Raw genomic sequence first — 18,486 nt, forward strand, 5'->3', positions numbered from 1 at the left:
GTATTCTTATTTAATATGTACGATGGTTTTACGATCGTAAAATGCTCCTTTTAAGTTTGTATTATACATCTTAATAGCTTCTTCTCTATTGTCTGTCTTAAAAATATAAATATGCATATAACCCGTTTTTGGATTTATAAAATAACCTGCTTCTATATCATCATTTCTTAACTCATCAACATTTCTGTCGGCTAACGCTTTTTGAGAATTTACATACACCTGTAAATAATATCCTGGTTCTACACCTTCTAGTTCCATTGTGCGCACCCTTGCTGGTGGTTGTGTTTTAGGCTCTTCGTAACTTTCTCTTTCATCTCCTCCTAATGTAATTTTAACTACATACACAGGATCTTTCGTTATTTTCTTAACTTTTATTGTCGCATCATCTTTCTTATCTTCATTCTTTTCAAATAAACGAGTTTTATCATTAAAATCGTCTACTTTTTCTTGAGCGTCTTCTTCTTTTGCAAATCTATCTATATATACGTAATATAATTTTTTTCTTGGTTCAAATACATATTTAGCTTCAATATCTAATCGTTTCCATTTTTCTATTAAAACTTCAGCATTTTCTTTACTTCTAAATTGATCAGAAATTACATAATACATAGTACCTCCTCCACCTGAACGTGTAATAGTACTTTTACGCCACGGTTTATCCGATCTTCTTCGCAACGTAGTATCTTTTACCTGAGCAACAGTATCTTTAACAATTATATTATTCGTAATCGTTTTTGGTGCTGGTTGATTTTTCAACAATCGTAATACTTCATCTATCTTTTTATTTAAAATATCAATAGAGTCTTGTGCTTGCTGAATTTCATCCGACAAATCATTATGTTCAGGATTCTTATATTCTATTTGTTTTTGAGGTGCTCTCTCTGGTAAAGCCACTTTAACATTACCTCCCCTACGTTTAGGACGCTCTCTAACAAATGATTTTTTACCAAAATTATAAATCAGACCTATCTCGTTAGTAGCGGCAAAACTGCTTTTTTCATACGTAAAACCTATAGCCAACCTATCTGATAAATTTACTCCCATTCCTGCAGAAATACCATAAGTTTTATCATAACCTGCTTTTACCCAACCTGCTTTGGGTAAATCTAAAATTGCATTTCCTGATAATCCAAATTCACCATCTCCAGGTTTTCTGGCAATTGCCATAAGTCTTATATCGGCTCCTTCAAAAAGACCTGAGGCATACGTAAGTTCGTGTGAGTACATTACATGCCCAGAAAATGTTTTCTCGCCGAACGATGTAGCCATCTCACTTTTTTTCATATTGAAATCTAGCAGATTTTCAAAGAATACTCCCACATCAAACTTACCTACCGATAAGGTAATAGCTGGCTGCAAATTCACGACAGGAACGTCTTGAAAATTGGCTACTTGCGGATCTGGCTCGGTTGAATTTACCTTCAATCCATCAGCACTTCTTCTACTGTATAAAAAGTTAAATCCGAAGGTTAAATCCATGGTTTCGTTTAACTGCAAACGGTGCGCATAGTTAGCTAAGGCACCGAAATCTTTAAATACTCCTACTTCTTGTTGGTAAATTGCCATACCAGCGCCGACGTTTTCCCGCATTTTTCCAGAGTAAGCAGCGAGATACAACCTCGGGTTGTCTTCAAATTCTATATTACTATTCCTCACTATAGCTGACAATGAGGTTTTATTTTCTCTTAAAGCAGAAAAAGTAGGTACGGTTAAAAAGCGATTAAACTTCATAAAATTACGAGAGCTAAAAGTATTATACTGCTGCTCATTACTAGAAGTTTGTGCTTGTAAAGCAAACACATTTAACACTACTATAATAAAGAAAGTAATTTTTTTTATCATATATTCACTTAATCTAATACCGATATTGTTCCTGCTTTCATCAACTTATCGTCTTTAATAATCTTATAATAAAATATTTTTTGATTACCCAAACTCTCCATTGGCCAATCATTTTTATAATCGGTTGTATTTAAAATTTCTTTTCCATTTGAATTGTACAATATTACTTGTACACTAGGCTGATATGCATACGAATTTGATAATTTCCAAGTATCATTTATACCATCCTGATTAGGTGACACAATATTAGGCACTATAATTTGCCCATCTGGTTCTACCACTTCTATTGTTTTTTGCACCGTACAATTTCCTACTTTTACATATACCGTATAAAAACCTAGAGTAGTTACTATTAATTCTTCCGTCGTTGACAACAAAGCTCCTGAATTATCTTCACCTTGATACCATTCATATGTCTCGCCTCCTGCAGCAACTACTGTAGCAGAACTTCCTGCTTCCATCACCACAATTTCTGATGGTGTTATGGTAACTGCAGAATCGTCAAAAGGAACTACAACAATTGGATTTAATTCACTATTACACCCAAAACCTGAGTATTTCAACACATATTCTCCAACTTCTGTAACCTCTAAGATTTTTGGATCTGCAGGTGTTACATCTTGAGTACCATCTTTTATCCACTGATATGTATAACCTGTAATAACATTATTTATTGTATAAGTAATTGGCACTCCTACACACAATGAGTTAGAAGCTGAGCTAGAAGTAACCTGAGGAACCTCTACTAATTTAACATCTAAGTTATTAGAACTTCCTGGTATAGCTCCTACACTTACTGTTAAGGTATACATACCGCTATCAATAAATGAGTTAAGCGTCAATTCATTATTGGTTGCTCCAGAAACAGGAGCGCCATCTTTATTCCATTGATAACTTAACAAGCCTATTTGGGCAGCTGTCAAATCATATGTGTTCCCATCTTTAGCTTTTGCTTGTACGCCTACAATACTTAACTTTGCAGTTGAAGATTTACATTCTTCATAATTTGTATCAGTTCTAATAGATGCTATTAGCGAATCAACACCTAACAAAGTATATTTCTCAGAATCTACTATAGCATCACAAGAAGACCCTGTACTCTCTTTTACACTAGCAAAATAAACTCCTGCAACTTTTGCATTGAAACATAGTTGATTAGCCGCGGTACCTAAAGAAACATCATCTTTATACCATTGAATTGTTCCAGAAGACGCATCGTGCGTAATACACAAATCTCTCGTTTCTCCTGGCAAAATCACGGTTTTTAATGTTCCTGTGGTATTTACATTAAAGCCAGCTGTTGTCTTTTGCTGTAACACAACATTATCTGAAACCGTTGTACAACTTCCAGTTTCAATCTCTAAACGATAAGTTCCAAATTGCCCAGCATTAGGTGTAGTATATGTAGGCTCATTAGAAGACTTTACCAAATTACCATCTTGGTACCATTTATATGTATATGAAGTATTGGTTACCTTAGCGTTAAAAGTGTATGGTACCCCCCCACAAATTTCAACAGTTGTTGATGGCACATCTATCTGAGCTTCATTATTACTAAGTCCTGAAACATTTAAATAATTAGACCTAATACCACCACATTTCCCATAATCAATAAAAACATAATATAATCCTGCTTTAGTTATCGTATACTTGGGTTCTTGTGTTGTTGCCACAAGTTCATCAGTCGTTCCACTTTTCGATATATACCATAAATACTCTCCAACTACACTAGTATTAAGCGTTACTTCTTTTGTTTCACTATTACACAATGTAAAGGGCACTCCTCCATTAATTTCCAATTCTCCTTCTGCAAACATATCATAATATGCTTCAAAAAAATCTGATTCTTGCGACATTACAGGAGAAGTTGTTCTAACTCGTATTTTATAGTTTTTACCAAAAGTACCTGCTGGCAACTGAAAAGTTGTTTCTATTTTATATAATTGATTATAATTAGTTCCTCCTACAGTGCTAATAAGCCTCCTTACTTCTTTCACTTTACTAGCATCTGCAAAAGAACCATTTTCGTCAGAAAGCTCAGTAATAAAAACATTATCGTCGTTAAAAGGTGCAGTGTTAAATGTTATTCTTAAAGGAAAGTCAGTCGTACCCGTTAAATCACATGCCTGTCCCTCTCCATTTGCTACAATGGGAGTCTCCAAAACCTGAGACACCACGCTCGTGCTTACGCAAAAGAGGAGCATCGCTAAAAGTACTAAAATGCTTTTAGTGTGTTTTTTCATCTAAGGGATCCTTTTAGGGGTTGTCAAATTTAGGCTTTTTCTCAAAAAAAACGCAAAAAATTCTTAACAAAATTAACGTTGGAATATATAAAATCTATCTGTAAGATACAATTAAAGTTTCTTGAAAAACAAAACCGCTGCTAATTATTTCAAAAGAACATTCATCAAAAACAAATAACAAACTCATTAAAAGCTTGTTAAAAAAGACATCTAATAAGCACTACAACTCTTGTTTGTTTTTAGAATATCTACCATATCTTTGCAATCCATTTTTTTATCATGACAAAGAAAATCACTATAGCTATCGACGGTTTTTCTTCTACAGGAAAAAGCACCATTGCGAAACAACTTGCAAAAGAATTGGGATATATATATGTAGATACAGGTGCCATGTACAGAGCGGTTACCTTATATGCCATGCAACAGAATTATATTTCTGAAAATCATTTTAACCCAAATGATTTAATAACAGATTTAAGCAATATTTCTTTATCGTTTACTTTTAATGAAAACCTTGGCTTTGCTGAAATGTTTTTAAACGGAATTAATGTTGAAAAAGAAATTAGAACCATTGAGGTTTCTAAACTAGTAAGTAAAGTTGCTGCCATTTCTGAAGTACGAAAAAAATTAGTTAGTGAGCAACAAGAAATGGGTAAAAACAAAGGCATTGTAATGGATGGTCGCGATATAGGAACCGTGGTTTTTCCTGATGCTGAATTAAAATTATTTATGACTGCCTCTGCCGACAAACGCGCTACCAGACGCTACAAAGAACTCATAGAACGTGGCGATAAGGTTAACTACCAAGAAATTTTGCAAAACGTACAAGAGCGCGACAGAATAGATTCTACCAGAGAAGATTCTCCCTTAGTAATGGCTAGCGATGCTATTGAGTTTGATAATTCTGACATGGGACTCAAAGAACAATTTGAACGCATTATGAGTCTGGTTAATAACCGAATTAACTAATACACATAATTAAAAACCCGCAATTTTAGCGGGTTTTATTTTTTGAATATCGTGTTTAAAGTCGTAAATTTCTTACATGGATAATCTTCAAAAAATACTTGACACTTCTCAAATAAGAAAGACTGACAAACACACTATTGCTGAAAAAGAGATTACTTCTTTCGCTCTCATGGGGCATGCAGCTCTTGCTTTTGTCAGTGCTATTGAACCATTTCTACTCCATTCACAAAAAATTGCAATTGTTTGTGGAATTGGTAATAACGGTGGTGATGGTTTTGCTGTTGCTCGAATTTTAAGGAGTAAGAAATACAAGGTACACCCTATATTAATTCAATTTAAAGAAACGCTTTCTCCTGATTGTAATACTAATTTTCAAAAACTCAACGATACCATCATTGTAAAATCGAATGATCATATTCCTAATTTCTCTGAATATGACGTAATTATTGATGCAATTTTCGGTTCAGGACTCTCAAAACCCATCACTGGTTTTGTACAACAAGTTATCGAAAGTATCAACCAAGCTAAAAAAACTGTGTATTCCATTGATATTCCTTCTGGATTGTATTGTGATGAGTTATCTAATTCTGAAACGATTATTCAAGCAGATCTTGTGGTTAGTTTTCAACGACCAAAATTTTCATTCTTTTTTCCTGAAAATGGAAACTATGTAAAAAATTGGAAAACAGTTGATATTGGTTTAGATGAAGTGTTTATTCAACAACAAAGTAGCAACTATTATGTTTTAGACGAACAAATTGTAGACATTCTAAAGCCAAGACCTCGTCAATCACACAAAGGAAGTTACGGACACGCTTTATTAATTGCAGGTTCTTACGGAAAAATAGGCGCTGCTGTACTATCCTCAAGAGCTTGCTTGAGAAGTGGTGTTGGCTTACTAACAACTTATATTCCTAAATGTGGATATAACATTATACAATCTACCATACCAGAGGCCATGTGTCTAATCGATGAGAATGAAGAATTCACGACCCAACTCCCAAAAATTTCCAAATACGACATTGTCGGGATAGGTCCAGGACTTGGTATTCATAACAAGACTGCTAAAGTTTTAAAGAAATTACTTTCAGAAAGCAACAATCCACTAGTTATTGATGCAGATGCTATTAATATACTCGCAAACAACCAAGACCTAAAATCTTTAATTTCTGAAAATTCTATTTTAACACCGCATATTAAAGAGTTCGATAGATTAGCAGGAACCTCACATACCTCAACCGAACGTTTTCAAAAACAATTAGCTTTTTCAGTAAAACATAAATGTATTGTCGTTTTAAAAAATGCTTATACAAGTATCTCTTCTCCTGAAGGGAATTTGTATTTCAACACTTCTGGAAATCAAGGTATGGCTACGGGTGGTAGCGGTGATGTACTCACTGGAATTATAACAGGACTACTAGCTCAAAACTACAATTCTTTACACGCCGCTTTACTAGCTGTTTATTTTCATGGGAAAGCAGGTGACGAAGCAGCTAACAAAAAAGGCTACAATGCATTAATTGCTTCTGATATTATTGAGCATTTACGAATAGAAAAAAGTTAGTCCTTAGAAAACGATTGAATTAGTACTGCTAATAACATTACTAAACCACAACCTAGTGCATTTAACCATAAATATGGTAACCAATCAATATACCAAACAGCAATGATGATAAATTGTGTTATAATTGCTGCTATAAACACCGCACTTCCTTTTACATACTTTATAAAAAAAGCGAGTAAAAATATTCCTAACACGTTTCCGTAAAAAATAGAACCAATAATATTTACCAACTGAATTAGGTTATCGAACAGATTAGCCACACAAGCAACTAAAATTGCCATAATACCCCACCCTAACGTAAACCATTTTGACATTTTTACATAATGACCTTCGCTATATTCTTTTGTTACGTTGCGTTTATACAAATCAATTGCAGTAGTACTTCCCAAAGCGTTTAACTCAGAAGCTGTAGAAGACATGGCTGCAGATAAAATAACCGCCAATAACAAACCTATTAAACCTTTTGGTAAGTTATTCAAGATAAAGTGAATAAAAACATAGTCTTTATCATTCGTCTCTACTAGTGGGTCAGCTTTAGAAATAATAGTCTTTCCCTTTTCTTTTAATATTTTATCTTGCTCATTAAACTCTTTAATTTGTGCAATATTTTCAGACGTTAATCCTTCAAAAATTAATGCTTTTTTTCGGCCTTCAATAAAACGATGTTGTTCTTCTAATTTTACATATTCTTCAATTGTTTCAAGATTAGAATTTGCAATAGCTTTTCCTGCTTTTGGATTGAAGTTAAGTGGAGAGGGATTGAATTGATAAAACACAAATACCATTACCCCTACTAATAAAATAAAAAACTGCATAGGTACTTTTAACAATCCGTTAAAAATCAACCCTAACTGACTCTCACGTAACGATTTTCCAGACAAATATCGCTGTACCTGACTTTGATCAGTCCCAAAATATGATAACATTAAAAAAGTCCCTCCCAAAATTCCTGTCCAAACTGTATAGCGGTTGTTTAAGTCCCAAGAGAAATTAAGTACTTTCATTTTATCAGAAGCTCCAGCGATTTCTAATGCTTTAGTAAAAGTAATATCATCAGGTAAGTACTGTAATATCAAACAAAACGCAATAAACATTCCTGCAAAAATTACCGCCATTTGCTGTTTTTGTGTTACACTCACAGCCTTGGTACCACCAGAAACCGTATAAATAATCACCAAAACACCAATGATAATATTTAACTGTATTAAATTCCAACCCAACACAGCCGATAATATAATAGCAGGTGCAAAAATGGTAATTCCAGCTGCTAATCCACGCTGAATTAAAAATAAAATTGCGGTTAACGTTCGTGTTTTTTGATCAAATCTTCCTTCTAAATATTCGTAAGCTGTATACACCTTTAATCGGTGATAAATGGGAATAAACACCAAACAAATAATGACCATAGCAATAGGCAGCCCGAAATAAAATTGCACAAATCCCATTCCACTGTGAAATGCTTGTCCTGGAGTTGATAAAAACGTAATTGCACTGGCTTGTGTTGCCATAACCGACAAACCAATTGTCCACCATTTACTTTCGTTTCCTCCTTTTAAATATTCATTAACGTTTTTACTTCCTCTAGTTTTCCAAGCTCCATATAAAACAATAAACAATAAAGTTACAGAAAGAACAATCCAATCTAATATTTGCATAGCTTATTTTGTATATATATTGGTGATAAAATAAAAGATGATGATATACACTAAATTAGCCACTAAGACTAAAGTGTATTCTTTTTTCCATATATACTTTTTATCCATAATTGAATTGTTTCGTTGATTGATTTTTATTCGGCTTTCAATTTATAGATTTAGGAATAAAAAAACGTTAACTTTTTCTAAATGTTCTTTTCTAATCCGCAAAAAATAAAAAACTCTCTAAAGATATTTTTAGAGAGTTTCTGTTGTTAACTATAAAAAACAGAATGATTTTACTCATCTGTAAGAGTCTCCATAAAGGCTATTAAATCTTGAATTTCATTCTCTGACAAATTCAATTTATCTGCTGGTAACGTTTGATTAGAAACATGGTACCCTAAACCTTGCCCTCCTCCTTTATTGTAAAAATCAACTACTTGCTGTAAAGTCTTATACACCCCATTATGCATATAGGGAGCTGTTTTGGAAATATTACGAACCGTAGCTGTTTTAAAAAAATGTTTTCTTTCTTCAGTTTTAAACACATTATAAACTCCTAAGTCACTATCTAATCCCGTTTCTTCTAAATTTGGAACTCCTATAGACTCCACTTCAGTTTCTGAAAAATTAGGAGGAACCGTTCCATTAAATACAGGTGGAAAATGACAAGTAGCACATTTTGCTTTTCCCATAAAAAGATTGAATCCATTAATCTCAGAAGTAGTTAACGTGTTTTCTTTTTTATTGATATTCTTATCAAATTTAGAACTAAAATCACCTAAACTTCTTATATAATCTGCTATGGCATTTCTAATATTGAAGTCGTTGACTTTTCCGTATAAACTTGTAAACGACGCTACATACGCACTATCATTTTCAATCGATGTTGTTAAGTTTTCTAAATCGGTATGGAACTCATTTTTATTTTCAACCACTCCTACAATTTGCCCTTCTAAACTTCCTGCTCTTCCATCGTGAAAAAAGCTTTGTTGATACGCTGCATATGCTAACGTTGGCGTATTTCTAATTTGCTTCGGAAAAGCCACTAAACCATCTGTAAACGCTTTGTCTTTGATATGACAGGTAGCACAGCTCATCACACCATCTTTAGACAAACTTGTATCGTTGAACAACTTTTTTCCTAAAGCTATTTTTTCTTTAACCTTTGCATTCTCTGCCTGATGATAATCGTTAAAGAAATTAATATTAAACGTTTCTTTTGAAAACAAAGATGTTATATTGTTATTGAATGCCATAGTTAACGGAAACTCTACCTTCCAATCTTCTACTGTATTTGCTAATAATTCTAATTGCTTATGTGCATGATTTTTGATAAAATAAAAACGATTAAAAGAAGTAAATTCACCTTCTTGCAATACTTTTTGAGTTTCCTTTAATTCATTTACCAATGCAGTATATCTTTTAAGACTTGAAAATTCATTTTTATATACGTTCACTATAAAAAGTAAAGTTTCGTAGTTTGTTTTAGCTTCTATTAATGACTGCTCTAAGACTGGAGAATCAAAACCTGTAATTCCTACTAAAGCTATACGAGCAATCTGATCGCGTAGCAACCATAGTACATGGTATTTTTTTAAATATAACTTATTATTGTTTGCTATTAATTTAAGTCGATTTGCGGTTTTACACACCGTTTCTTTAACCGCAACTAAGTCTACTTGATCTTCATGCAATAATTCTTCTATAACTTGGAATCCGAAAGGATTTCGAATCTTAATATCTGTTGCATCTTCTTCTTCAACTTTTAATAGATTAGGAGCATTTACACTTTTATAGTTTTCTTTATCAGTAAAGGCCAAAATAGGTTCAATTAACTTGAATTCCCTCCTTGCTGACTTATATTTTCTTAGCTTTTCTGAAACTGCTTCAAGAGTATTTATTTCTTCTAACAACCTAATACAACTATCGAGATGTTGCGAGTAATACTCTTGAATTTTAGCTACATAAGCTTGATTATTATCAACCTTTATATAACTGGCTGTTTTTTCTTGTTTACAACCAACTATAGATACTAGAAAAAGACACATGATAACATGTGTCTTTTTTATTTTTTTAAAACTGTTTGTCATTATCTATCTAATCCTTGAATCACATATAATTGACTTCCTTCTTTTGTTGTTTCAGCAGCATCATTTGCTAAAGGATCGGTAAAAGCTCCTCCATCTGCTGGAACCCAACCGTGATTTTGAGTAATTACTAAAAATGTATTACTTATTCCTATTGTTTTAGAAATATCAATCATACCAGTAATTTCCCAAGCGTTTTCTGCAAAAGTACTTCCGTACCCTGCAGCTGAAGCTGCTACTTGATCACATTCTAATACTTTCTTTAACTCTCCTGTTTTTAAGTTATATTGATATAAACTTGCAGCGTGATTTTTTTCTCCATCAAAATACCCATTTGGATCTTCTTGGATGTACGCATAGTTTTCTGTTACAACAATATTATCTGGACTATGGAAAAGTTTTGCTTTACCTTCTAATTTATCTCCATCTAACACACACGTAATTTTAGCTGCTCCGGTAGGATCATTTTCGTTTAATTCTACTTTATAAACACGCCCGTAAACTGTTCCCTTACCAATTAATCCATCTTTCTTACGTCCTGTTACACAAAAATAAATTTCGCGATTGTTCTTAGCAGAACCTCTTCTCCAATCAATATCTTCTAAACGAGAGAATCCCATCACTCCTTTTTCTTTTGCCTCAGCATCTAATAAATCAAGGTTTTTCTCTGTCAATTCAACAAAAGAAGCATTATATATTGTACCTTCTTCCATATCCATCTCATAAGTAACTCCTTCATCAGTTACTTTTAATCCATATAGTTTACCACCTTCTAAATCTCCTCTATTTCCTACATACATACCTAGCTGCCCTGAAGGAACTTCATTATCTGAGTGATCGTCACCAATAAACACAACAGTTTTATCACTGTATGCATCTTTACCTATTGCTACAGCGTTTTCAGTTGACCATTGCCCCATAGCTGTTAACATTCTTGGTGTACTTGCTGCTGAAGCATCTTTGAATGGATCGGTTGCAAAAACACCTTTAGAAGCACCTCCCCATTCACCTCCTGATAAATATAAAGGTCCAAAACCATGCTCTTCCATAGTAATTAAAGAACCTGAACATTGAGCTGTACTTGCAGTTGCATTAGCATTTAAAATGTACTCTCCATGAATTGGCTTAAATGTTTCATCAAATTTAATTCGAGCAATAGAATAATCTGCTTCAATATTATTTACTAAACTGTAAGTACCATCTGAATTTCTAATTAATCCAGAACCATCGGCCATAGAGCCATACACAAAGTTTGGTGCATCTTCTAATTTATCTTCTGATGATAAGATTGGGTAAATTTTCACTCCTGAAAACTCAGATTCTAATTTTAAAAAGTTAGGGGTTTTAGAATGAGCCTTTAATTCAATTGAATCTCCATGGTTAGGTGTACTCTCAGAATCACATGATGTTAATGTAATAGTAGTACAAACACCTAATAATCCTAATTTAAGTAAGTTTTTCATTGTTTTGTATTAATTTTTATTTTACAAACGCAAATCAACAATACTTACTTTAACAAGTTCTTAACTACAGTTTAAATCTAGCTCACTAAAAAGTTACGAAGGTTACTATAACATTAAGTATATCAAAACTAAACCTACAGTTAATAGCTTAACTATCAAGCGTCTTAAAAAAACATCATCAACTCCAAAATGAAGACGCTTAACAAATAAAAAACATATAAAATTAGATTTATCAACATTACTCTTATTCTTTTTAACAAAAAAACGCCTTAAAAAAGGCGTTCTTCAACTTGCATCATAGTTTTTACTTTGGTTAGAGTAAAAAATCATTTTGTTTTCTTTTTTCATAGAATTTTCCCCAACGACGTGATATAAATCCCCTTCTTATATCTTACCTTACTTAAGGCTTAAATTTTAACCGAAGCAAAGATATTTTATACATTTTACAACTTGGTGAGGTTCGCCCTTACTTTTGGTGAGGCTCACCCTTACTTTTCACAAAAAAAAACAGTCAACCAATTAGTATTATGTACTATTTTGGTAAATATTGTATATTTGCTTTATTATGAAAAAAATGATTTTACATATAGCACAGGAGCTTACAAGCCCAAAATGTGGTTTTCGAGGAAATACTGATGAAGTAACCTATCGAAATCGGACGTTATATGTTAATTATAATGAAACTCAAACATGATTTGATTATAAAAACTAACTATATATAAAGCGTCCAAGTTATTTGGACGCTTTTTTTATATATTTTTTTAAGACTATGATATTTTAATTTGAAACATACAAAAACTATCTAATTGAACACTAAGCAACTGACAAACAAAATGTTGCAAAAACAATAAATATCTGGATATAATCCGGACAGCTACCCTACATTCTAAAAACAAACTAACTTATTGATTATCAATTAATTAAATTAAATAAATTCTTGTTTTATTATAAAATATTCATATATTTGTACCATACTTATTAAGCAATTCTTAATTGGTATTTAAAACAAAATAATAACAGAAACTATGATATTAATTTACACAAACAGAAGTAACAACAAGTCTCTTAACAGAGGTGTTGATTACAAAACTAAAAAAGATAAGGATGTTTATTGTGAAGAACAATATTTTATGAAGAATTAGCAATTATTCTATACTAATATATAACACAAAGGCGTCTTTTTAAAAAGACGCCTTTTTTTTGAAATACATTTTGCAACAAGCTAAAAACTTGTACAATTCGTTTTTTTTCACTATATTAATAGGACAAATTTAACAGCTATGAAAACATTAAAATTGCACACACTAAATGAAAAAGGACGTTTACTCAAAAAACAAGAACGCTTACTAAAATTACATTCATTATTTATAATGGTGTCACTATTTTAGAATTAAAAATCAACTAGCGTTCATTTCAAAATTGCAAACGCTTCCTTATTAACGGCAAAGTAGAATTTCCTGAAGTCTGTTGTACTCAATAGGCCTTAGCAGTTACACATCTTCATACATTGATGTTTCCATCAATTTAATTCTACCAACTACCCATAATTACTTGGGCTAGATGACTATTGCTTCAATTTAATTGAAGTTAAATAAATCGAAAAAACATTTCGATGCTATACAAGCTGCATATGCGGCCAGGAAAACTATTGTCAAAATTTAAAAATTGAAATTATGAGAACTTTAAAAATAATACTACTAATAAGCATGTTAACTCTTTTAACCACTAGTTGTACAGATTTAACAGAAGATATAGTACCAAACAACACCATTGAGAAAACTGAATTAATTAACTCAATTGACACTGATAACCCAATTGATGATACTGGTGGTGATGGTGGTGAAGATCAAGGAACTGGTAAAGGTTAATCCTTTTTTGCCTTAGGTAAATTTACTTAAGGCTTTTTTTTTAGATTTGCTCATATGAAAAATCTTGTTTTTTTTAGTTTCTTAGTATTATTTTCATTTTTTGCTGTTAGATGTAAAAAGCCTATTACAAATATAAATAGCATACTAAATGATAGCATTAATATTTGGATAAATAAAACAAAAAACGAAGAACTAGATTTAAATAAAAAGAAACAACTTTTACAAAAGGCTTACTCTAAAACTTTATTAAATAAAAATGATAGTCTGAAAGCTATTAATCTTAGCTCCATTGCATATAGATACTATAAATTAAATGACTCTATCAATTTTTTTAAAATCAATAAAGAGGCTTTTGGTTTAGCAAAGAAAATTAACAACTCCTACATCTTAGGTGACGTCCACTGGAGTTTTGCTAACTTTCATAAAACAGCAAAAAAATTTGAACAAGCTTATTATCATTTCAATAATGCTCACAAATACTTCCAAAAAACAGATAATACAGATAATTCTGCTATAATGCTTTATGGAATGGCTTTTATAAAAGGTAGATATAGGGATTATTCAGGAAGTGAAATACTAACTATAGAAGCTATCAAAAACTTCAATCAAACAAAAAATAACAAGAGACTATTCTCTTGTTACAATCATCTTGGCTTACTACAAAATGATATCAAAGAATATGATAAAGCTCTAGAATACTACAATAAATCCTTAAGTTATCTAATAAAACTTGATAATAAAAATTCAGAAGCAAGATACATATCTCTTTACACCAATATAGGTAATACTTATTTAAAAAAGAAAGAGTACAAAAAAGCTATAGAATTTTATAACAAAGCTTTAAAAAAAGAAGTAACACCTAATAGTTATGCTATAACACTAGATAATAGAGCTTATTGTAAACTTTTATCAAGAGACACTTTAAATATAAAATCAGAACTTTTTAAAGCCCTATCTATAAGAGATAGCTTAAAAAACATTGAAGGGTTATTAACTTCTAAAACACATATTTCAGACTACTACAAGTACATAAACGATACACTTAATGCTCTTAGCTATGCTAAAGAAGCTAACAATATTGCTAAAAAACTAAAAAACGGTAGAGATTATTTAACTACCTTAAATCAGCTGGCTAACTTAGACACCAAAAACTCTAAAAAATACTTGGACAGCTATATTGAATTCAACGATAGTTTGATTAGTGCAGAGCGAAGAATACAAAATAAATTTACGCGTATTGAATTTGAAACCGATGAATATATTGAAGAAACCAAACGTTTGAGTCAGCAACGTATTTGGATACTTATTACCAGTTTTGCTGGGATTTTAATCCTTAGTTTATTGTATTTCTTAGGAGTTCAGAAAGCTAAAAACGAAAAACTTAGCCTAGAGTCTGAACAACAAAAAGCGAACGAAGAAGTTTATATACTTACTTTACAACAACAAGCTAAACTAGAAGAAGAAAAAATTAAAGAACGCAACCGAATATCAGAAGAATTACACGATGGTATTTTAGGCAAATTGTTTGGTACTCGTTTTGGTTTAGGTTTTTTAAATATTCAAGGTGATGAAGAAGTTTTAGAAAAACACCAAACTCTCTTAAACGAGCTACAAGACATTGAAAAAGAAATAAGAGACGTTTCCCATAAATTAAGTGATAATTTTGACGGTTCCAACATCAATTTCACCTCTATTATTGAACAACTTTTAAAAGACAAAAGCGAAATCGGGAATTTTAAATATCAATTTATATCTGATGAAAATATCTCTTGGAAAAGTATAGATGAAATCACCAAAGCAAATGTATATCGTATTATACAAGAAGCTTTACAAAATATTATTAAGCATGCTGAAGCTAAAAACATTACCCTCAGCTTATCTACAGATACACACAACCTTATAATTCACTTAAAGGACGATGGAAAAGGGTTTAATGTTAAAAAGAAAAAAACAGGTATTGGAATAAAGAATATTAATTCTCGAATAAAAAAGCTAAAAGGTACTGTGCAACTAGATTCAGAAATTAATAATGGAACTTTATTATCTTTGACCATTCCTCTTAAAAGTTAAATTATGGGCAATAAAGAGTATACTGCTTTAATCATTGACGATCATCCACTAATTTCTGAAGCTTATAAAAGCGCTTTCAATCATGTAACGAAGTTGAACCAACATACAACTTTTAACATACATATAGCACATAACTGCGATTCAGCATTTACTTTATTGCAAGAACATATAAATACTAGCTCACAAATTGACATTGTTTTTTTAGACATGAGGCTTCCTCCTTCTAAAGATGGAAAAATTTTATCTGGTGAAGACTTAGGGTTGAAAATAAAAGAAATGCACCCAGAAGCAAAAATAATTGTTTCTACTACTTTTAATGATAACTATAGAGTACATAGCATCTTAAAAAACATCAATCCTGATGGATTTTTGGTAAAAAACGATATCACTCCACATGAATTAGTTACCGCTATACAAGAAGTTATAACGGACCCTCCATATTACAGTAAAACTATCACAAAACTTCTTAGAAATGAAGTTACTAGTGATTATTTACTTGATGATATAGACAGAAAAATAATACATGAACTTTCAATAGGTACACGTATGAAAGATTTACCTGAGATAGTGCATTTATCAATAGCAGCGATAGAAAAAAGAAAACGTCAAATGAAGCTAACATTTGGTATTAAAAGCCCAGACGATAAAGACCTTATTCTAATAGCGAGGGATAAAGGTTTTATTTAATAAAAATAAAAAAAGCCAAGAGAAAAATCTCTTGGCTTTTTTATTACAATCGATTATCTATAATACTTTGTACAACTTCTGGGTTTAAGAGTGTAGAAACATCTCCTAAATTGTTTAATTCGTCATGTGCAATTTTACGTAAAATACGACGCATAATTTTTCCCGAGCGCGTTTTGGGTAATCCTTCTGTAAACTGAATTTTATCTAGTTTAGCAATAGGACCAATATGTTCGGTAATTATCTGGTTAATTTCTTTTCGAACATTATCTTGATTTCTTGTTTCTCCTGTTTCTTTTAAAATTACATAACCATATAACGCATTTCCTTTTACTTCATGAGGAAAACCTACAATAGCACTTTCTGCTACTGCTGGATGCTCGTTAATAGCATCTTCTATAGGAGCTGTACCTAAATTATGTCCTGAAACAATAATCACATCATCTACCCTACCTGTTATTCGATAATACCCTACCTCATCTCTAAGCGCTCCATCACCTGTAAAATACATATTATTAAAGGCAGAAAAATAGGTTTCTTTATAACGTTGATGATTGCCCCAAATAGTTCTTGCTATAGAAGGCCAAGGAAACTTTACACACAAACGACCATCTACCTGATTTCCTTTTACTTCTTTACCATTTTCATCCATCAAAGCCAATTGGATTCCTGGTAATGGTAATGCTGCATATGTTGGTTTAGTAGGTGTGATATATGGTAAAGGTGAAATCATCATTCCTCCTGTTTCTGTTTGCCACCATGTATCTACAATTGGGTTTTTCTTTTTCCCCACGTTATCATTATACCAGTGCCAAGCTTCTTCATTTATGGGTTCTCCTACAGTTCCCAATACTTTTAATGATGATAAATCGTATGCATCTACAAATTCTAACTTTTCTTTTGCCAACGCTCTTATCGCTGTAGGTGCAGTATAAAATTGGGTAATTTTATGTTTTTCTACCACTTCCCAAAAACGTCCAAAATCCGGATAGCTTGGAACTCCTTCAAACATTACAGTTGTTGCTCCATTTGCTAATGGCCCATATACAATATAGCTATGTCCTGTAATCCAACCAATATCGGCCGTACACCAATACACATCATTTTCTTTATAGTTAAACACGTTTTTAAACGTATATGCTGTGTATACCATGTATCCTCCTGTAGTGTGTAACATTCCTTTTGGACTTCCTGTTGATCCTGAAGTATATAAAATAAACAACGGATCTTCAGCATCCATAATTTCAGGAACACAATCTTGATATGCTTCTTCTAATAAAGGTTCTAACCATTTATCACGCCCTTCTTTTAACTGAATATCTGAATGAATTCGTTTAGCTACTAATACTGTTTTTACAGAAGAGCAATTTTCCAATGCTTCATCAACAATACTCTTTAAATCTATTGTTTTTGCTCCACGATAAGAACCATCAGAAGTAACCACCATTTTAGCTTCGCAATCATTAATTCTAGTTGCTAATGCTGTTGATGAAAAACCTGCAAAGACTACCGAATGTACTGCTCCGATTCGAGCACAGGCTAGCACAGAAATTGCTAACTCAGGAATCATCGGTAAATAAATACAAACTCTATCTCCTTTTTTAATTCCTTGATCTTTTAACACATTAGCAAATTTACATACACGTTTATGTAGTTCTTTATATGAAATATGTTCTGCTTCTTCATCTGGACTGTTAGGTTCAAATAAAATCGCTGTTTTATCTCCTCGAATATGTAAATGACGATCAATACAGTTTTCTGTAATATTTAGCTGAGCACCTTCAAACCATTTAAATTCTGGTTTCTCAAAATCATAACTTAAAACCGTATCCCACTTTTTTCTCCAGACGAAATGTTCTTCTGCTATTTCTTCCCAAAACAATTCAGGGTTTCTTACTGACTTTCTATATACATGAAAATATTCTTCTAACGTTTTAACGTGATAATTACTCATAACAAGATTTACTTAAAAAATGTTTTTTAATTGGTTAGGAAGTTAATATTTAGTTTTGGATAGTCAAAATAAAAAAAGCCAACACTCATTCAGTGTTAGCTT

The 18,486-nt window shown here is 32.0% G+C and carries 11 protein-coding genes; 5 read left to right on the forward strand and 6 right to left on the reverse strand.

Features of this window, described 5'->3' with window-relative positions:
• Nucleotides 1-6: 6 nt before the first annotated feature.
• Together DFQ07_RS00775 and DFQ07_RS00780 are read right to left on the reverse strand one after the other, a co-directional pair.
• Nucleotides 7-1,842: a PorP/SprF family type IX secretion system membrane protein gene (locus tag DFQ07_RS00775; RefSeq protein WP_133534383.1), complete on the reverse strand. Its 1,836-nt coding sequence runs from the start codon at nucleotides 1,840-1,842 to the stop codon at nucleotides 7-9.
• Between the two features lie 8 nt (nucleotides 1,843-1,850).
• On the reverse strand, nucleotides 1,851-4,085 hold the full coding sequence (locus DFQ07_RS00780; protein ID WP_133534384.1) for a T9SS type B sorting domain-containing protein: 2,235 nt from the start codon (nucleotides 4,083-4,085) through the stop codon (nucleotides 1,851-1,853).
• A gap of 279 nt (nucleotides 4,086-4,364) precedes the next feature.
• Between DFQ07_RS00780 and cmk the strand changes: the two genes are divergently transcribed.
• On the forward strand, nucleotides 4,365-5,054 hold the full coding sequence (gene cmk, locus DFQ07_RS00785) for a (d)CMP kinase (RefSeq protein WP_133534385.1): 690 nt from the start codon (nucleotides 4,365-4,367) through the stop codon (nucleotides 5,052-5,054).
• A 76-nt stretch (nucleotides 5,055-5,130) separates the two neighbouring features.
• Nucleotides 5,131-6,618: an NAD(P)H-hydrate dehydratase gene (locus tag DFQ07_RS00790; protein ID WP_133534386.1), complete on the forward strand. Its 1,488-nt coding sequence runs from the start codon at nucleotides 5,131-5,133 to the stop codon at nucleotides 6,616-6,618.
• On the opposite strand, the gene DFQ07_RS00795 is transcribed toward DFQ07_RS00790, so the two are convergent.
• The 3 genes from DFQ07_RS00795 to DFQ07_RS00805 form a co-directional block, all read right to left on the reverse strand.
• The gene (locus tag DFQ07_RS00795) at nucleotides 6,615-8,273 is read right to left on the reverse strand and encodes a sodium:solute symporter (protein ID WP_133534387.1); all 1,659 of its coding nucleotides are present in this window, start codon (nucleotides 8,271-8,273) and stop codon (nucleotides 6,615-6,617) included. The genes DFQ07_RS00790 and DFQ07_RS00795 overlap by 4 nt on opposite strands.
• A gap of 278 nt (nucleotides 8,274-8,551) precedes the next feature.
• Complete coding sequence (locus DFQ07_RS00800) at nucleotides 8,552-10,306, reverse strand: cytochrome-c peroxidase (RefSeq protein ID WP_243743907.1); 1,755 nt, start codon at nucleotides 10,304-10,306, stop codon at nucleotides 8,552-8,554.
• Nucleotides 10,307-10,347: 41 nt separating this feature from the next.
• The gene (locus DFQ07_RS00805; protein WP_133534389.1) at nucleotides 10,348-11,808 is read right to left on the reverse strand and encodes an alkaline phosphatase PhoX; all 1,461 of its coding nucleotides are present in this window, start codon (nucleotides 11,806-11,808) and stop codon (nucleotides 10,348-10,350) included.
• A gap of 1,673 nt (nucleotides 11,809-13,481) precedes the next feature.
• On the opposite strand from DFQ07_RS00805, the gene DFQ07_RS00810 reads away from it, so the two are divergent.
• Genes DFQ07_RS00810 through DFQ07_RS00820 form a run of 3 tightly spaced genes read left to right on the forward strand, consistent with a single transcriptional unit; the run spans nucleotide 13,482 to nucleotide 16,433 of the window.
• Nucleotides 13,482-13,676 (forward strand): hypothetical protein, encoded by a 195-nt coding sequence (locus tag DFQ07_RS00810; RefSeq protein ID WP_133534390.1) that lies wholly within the window; start codon nucleotides 13,482-13,484, stop codon nucleotides 13,674-13,676.
• 54 nt (nucleotides 13,677-13,730) lie between these two features.
• Entirely contained in the window at nucleotides 13,731-15,746 is a 2,016-nt protein-coding gene (locus DFQ07_RS00815) for a tetratricopeptide repeat-containing sensor histidine kinase (protein ID WP_133534391.1), read from the forward strand.
• Between the two features lie 3 nt (nucleotides 15,747-15,749).
• The gene (locus DFQ07_RS00820) at nucleotides 15,750-16,433 is read left to right on the forward strand and encodes a response regulator (protein WP_133534392.1); all 684 of its coding nucleotides are present in this window, start codon (nucleotides 15,750-15,752) and stop codon (nucleotides 16,431-16,433) included.
• A gap of 43 nt (nucleotides 16,434-16,476) precedes the next feature.
• On the opposite strand, the gene acs is transcribed toward DFQ07_RS00820, so the two are convergent.
• On the reverse strand, nucleotides 16,477-18,384 hold the full coding sequence (gene acs, locus DFQ07_RS00825) for an acetate--CoA ligase (RefSeq protein WP_133534393.1): 1,908 nt from the start codon (nucleotides 18,382-18,384) through the stop codon (nucleotides 16,477-16,479).
• Nucleotides 18,385-18,486 lie beyond the last annotated feature (102 nt).

Source organism: Tenacibaculum caenipelagi (assembly GCF_004363005.1).
GTDB lineage: Bacteria > Bacteroidota > Bacteroidia > Flavobacteriales > Flavobacteriaceae > Polaribacter > Polaribacter caenipelagi.

Coding starts and splice junctions, on each gene's coding strand:
- DFQ07_RS00795 (WP_133534387.1), bottom strand. CDS start 8,273: ATGCAAATATTAGATTGGATTGTTCTTTCTGTAACTTTATTGTTTATT.
- DFQ07_RS00800 (WP_243743907.1), bottom strand. CDS start 10,306: ATGTGTCTTTTTCTAGTATCTATAGTTGGTTGTAAACAAGAAAAAACA.
- DFQ07_RS00820 (WP_133534392.1), top strand. CDS start 15,750: ATGGGCAATAAAGAGTATACTGCTTTAATCATTGACGATCATCCACTA.
- DFQ07_RS00775 (WP_133534383.1), bottom strand. CDS start 1,842: ATGATAAAAAAAATTACTTTCTTTATTATAGTAGTGTTAAATGTGTTT.
- cmk (WP_133534385.1), top strand. CDS start 4,365: ATGACAAAGAAAATCACTATAGCTATCGACGGTTTTTCTTCTACAGGA.
- acs (WP_133534393.1), bottom strand. CDS start 18,384: ATGAGTAATTATCACGTTAAAACGTTAGAAGAATATTTTCATGTATAT.
- DFQ07_RS00805 (WP_133534389.1), bottom strand. CDS start 11,808: ATGAAAAACTTACTTAAATTAGGATTATTAGGTGTTTGTACTACTATT.
- DFQ07_RS00790 (WP_133534386.1), top strand. CDS start 5,131: ATGGATAATCTTCAAAAAATACTTGACACTTCTCAAATAAGAAAGACT.
- DFQ07_RS00810 (WP_133534390.1), top strand. CDS start 13,482: ATGAGAACTTTAAAAATAATACTACTAATAAGCATGTTAACTCTTTTA.
- DFQ07_RS00815 (WP_133534391.1), top strand. CDS start 13,731: ATGAAAAATCTTGTTTTTTTTAGTTTCTTAGTATTATTTTCATTTTTT.
- DFQ07_RS00780 (WP_133534384.1), bottom strand. CDS start 4,085: ATGAAAAAACACACTAAAAGCATTTTAGTACTTTTAGCGATGCTCCTC.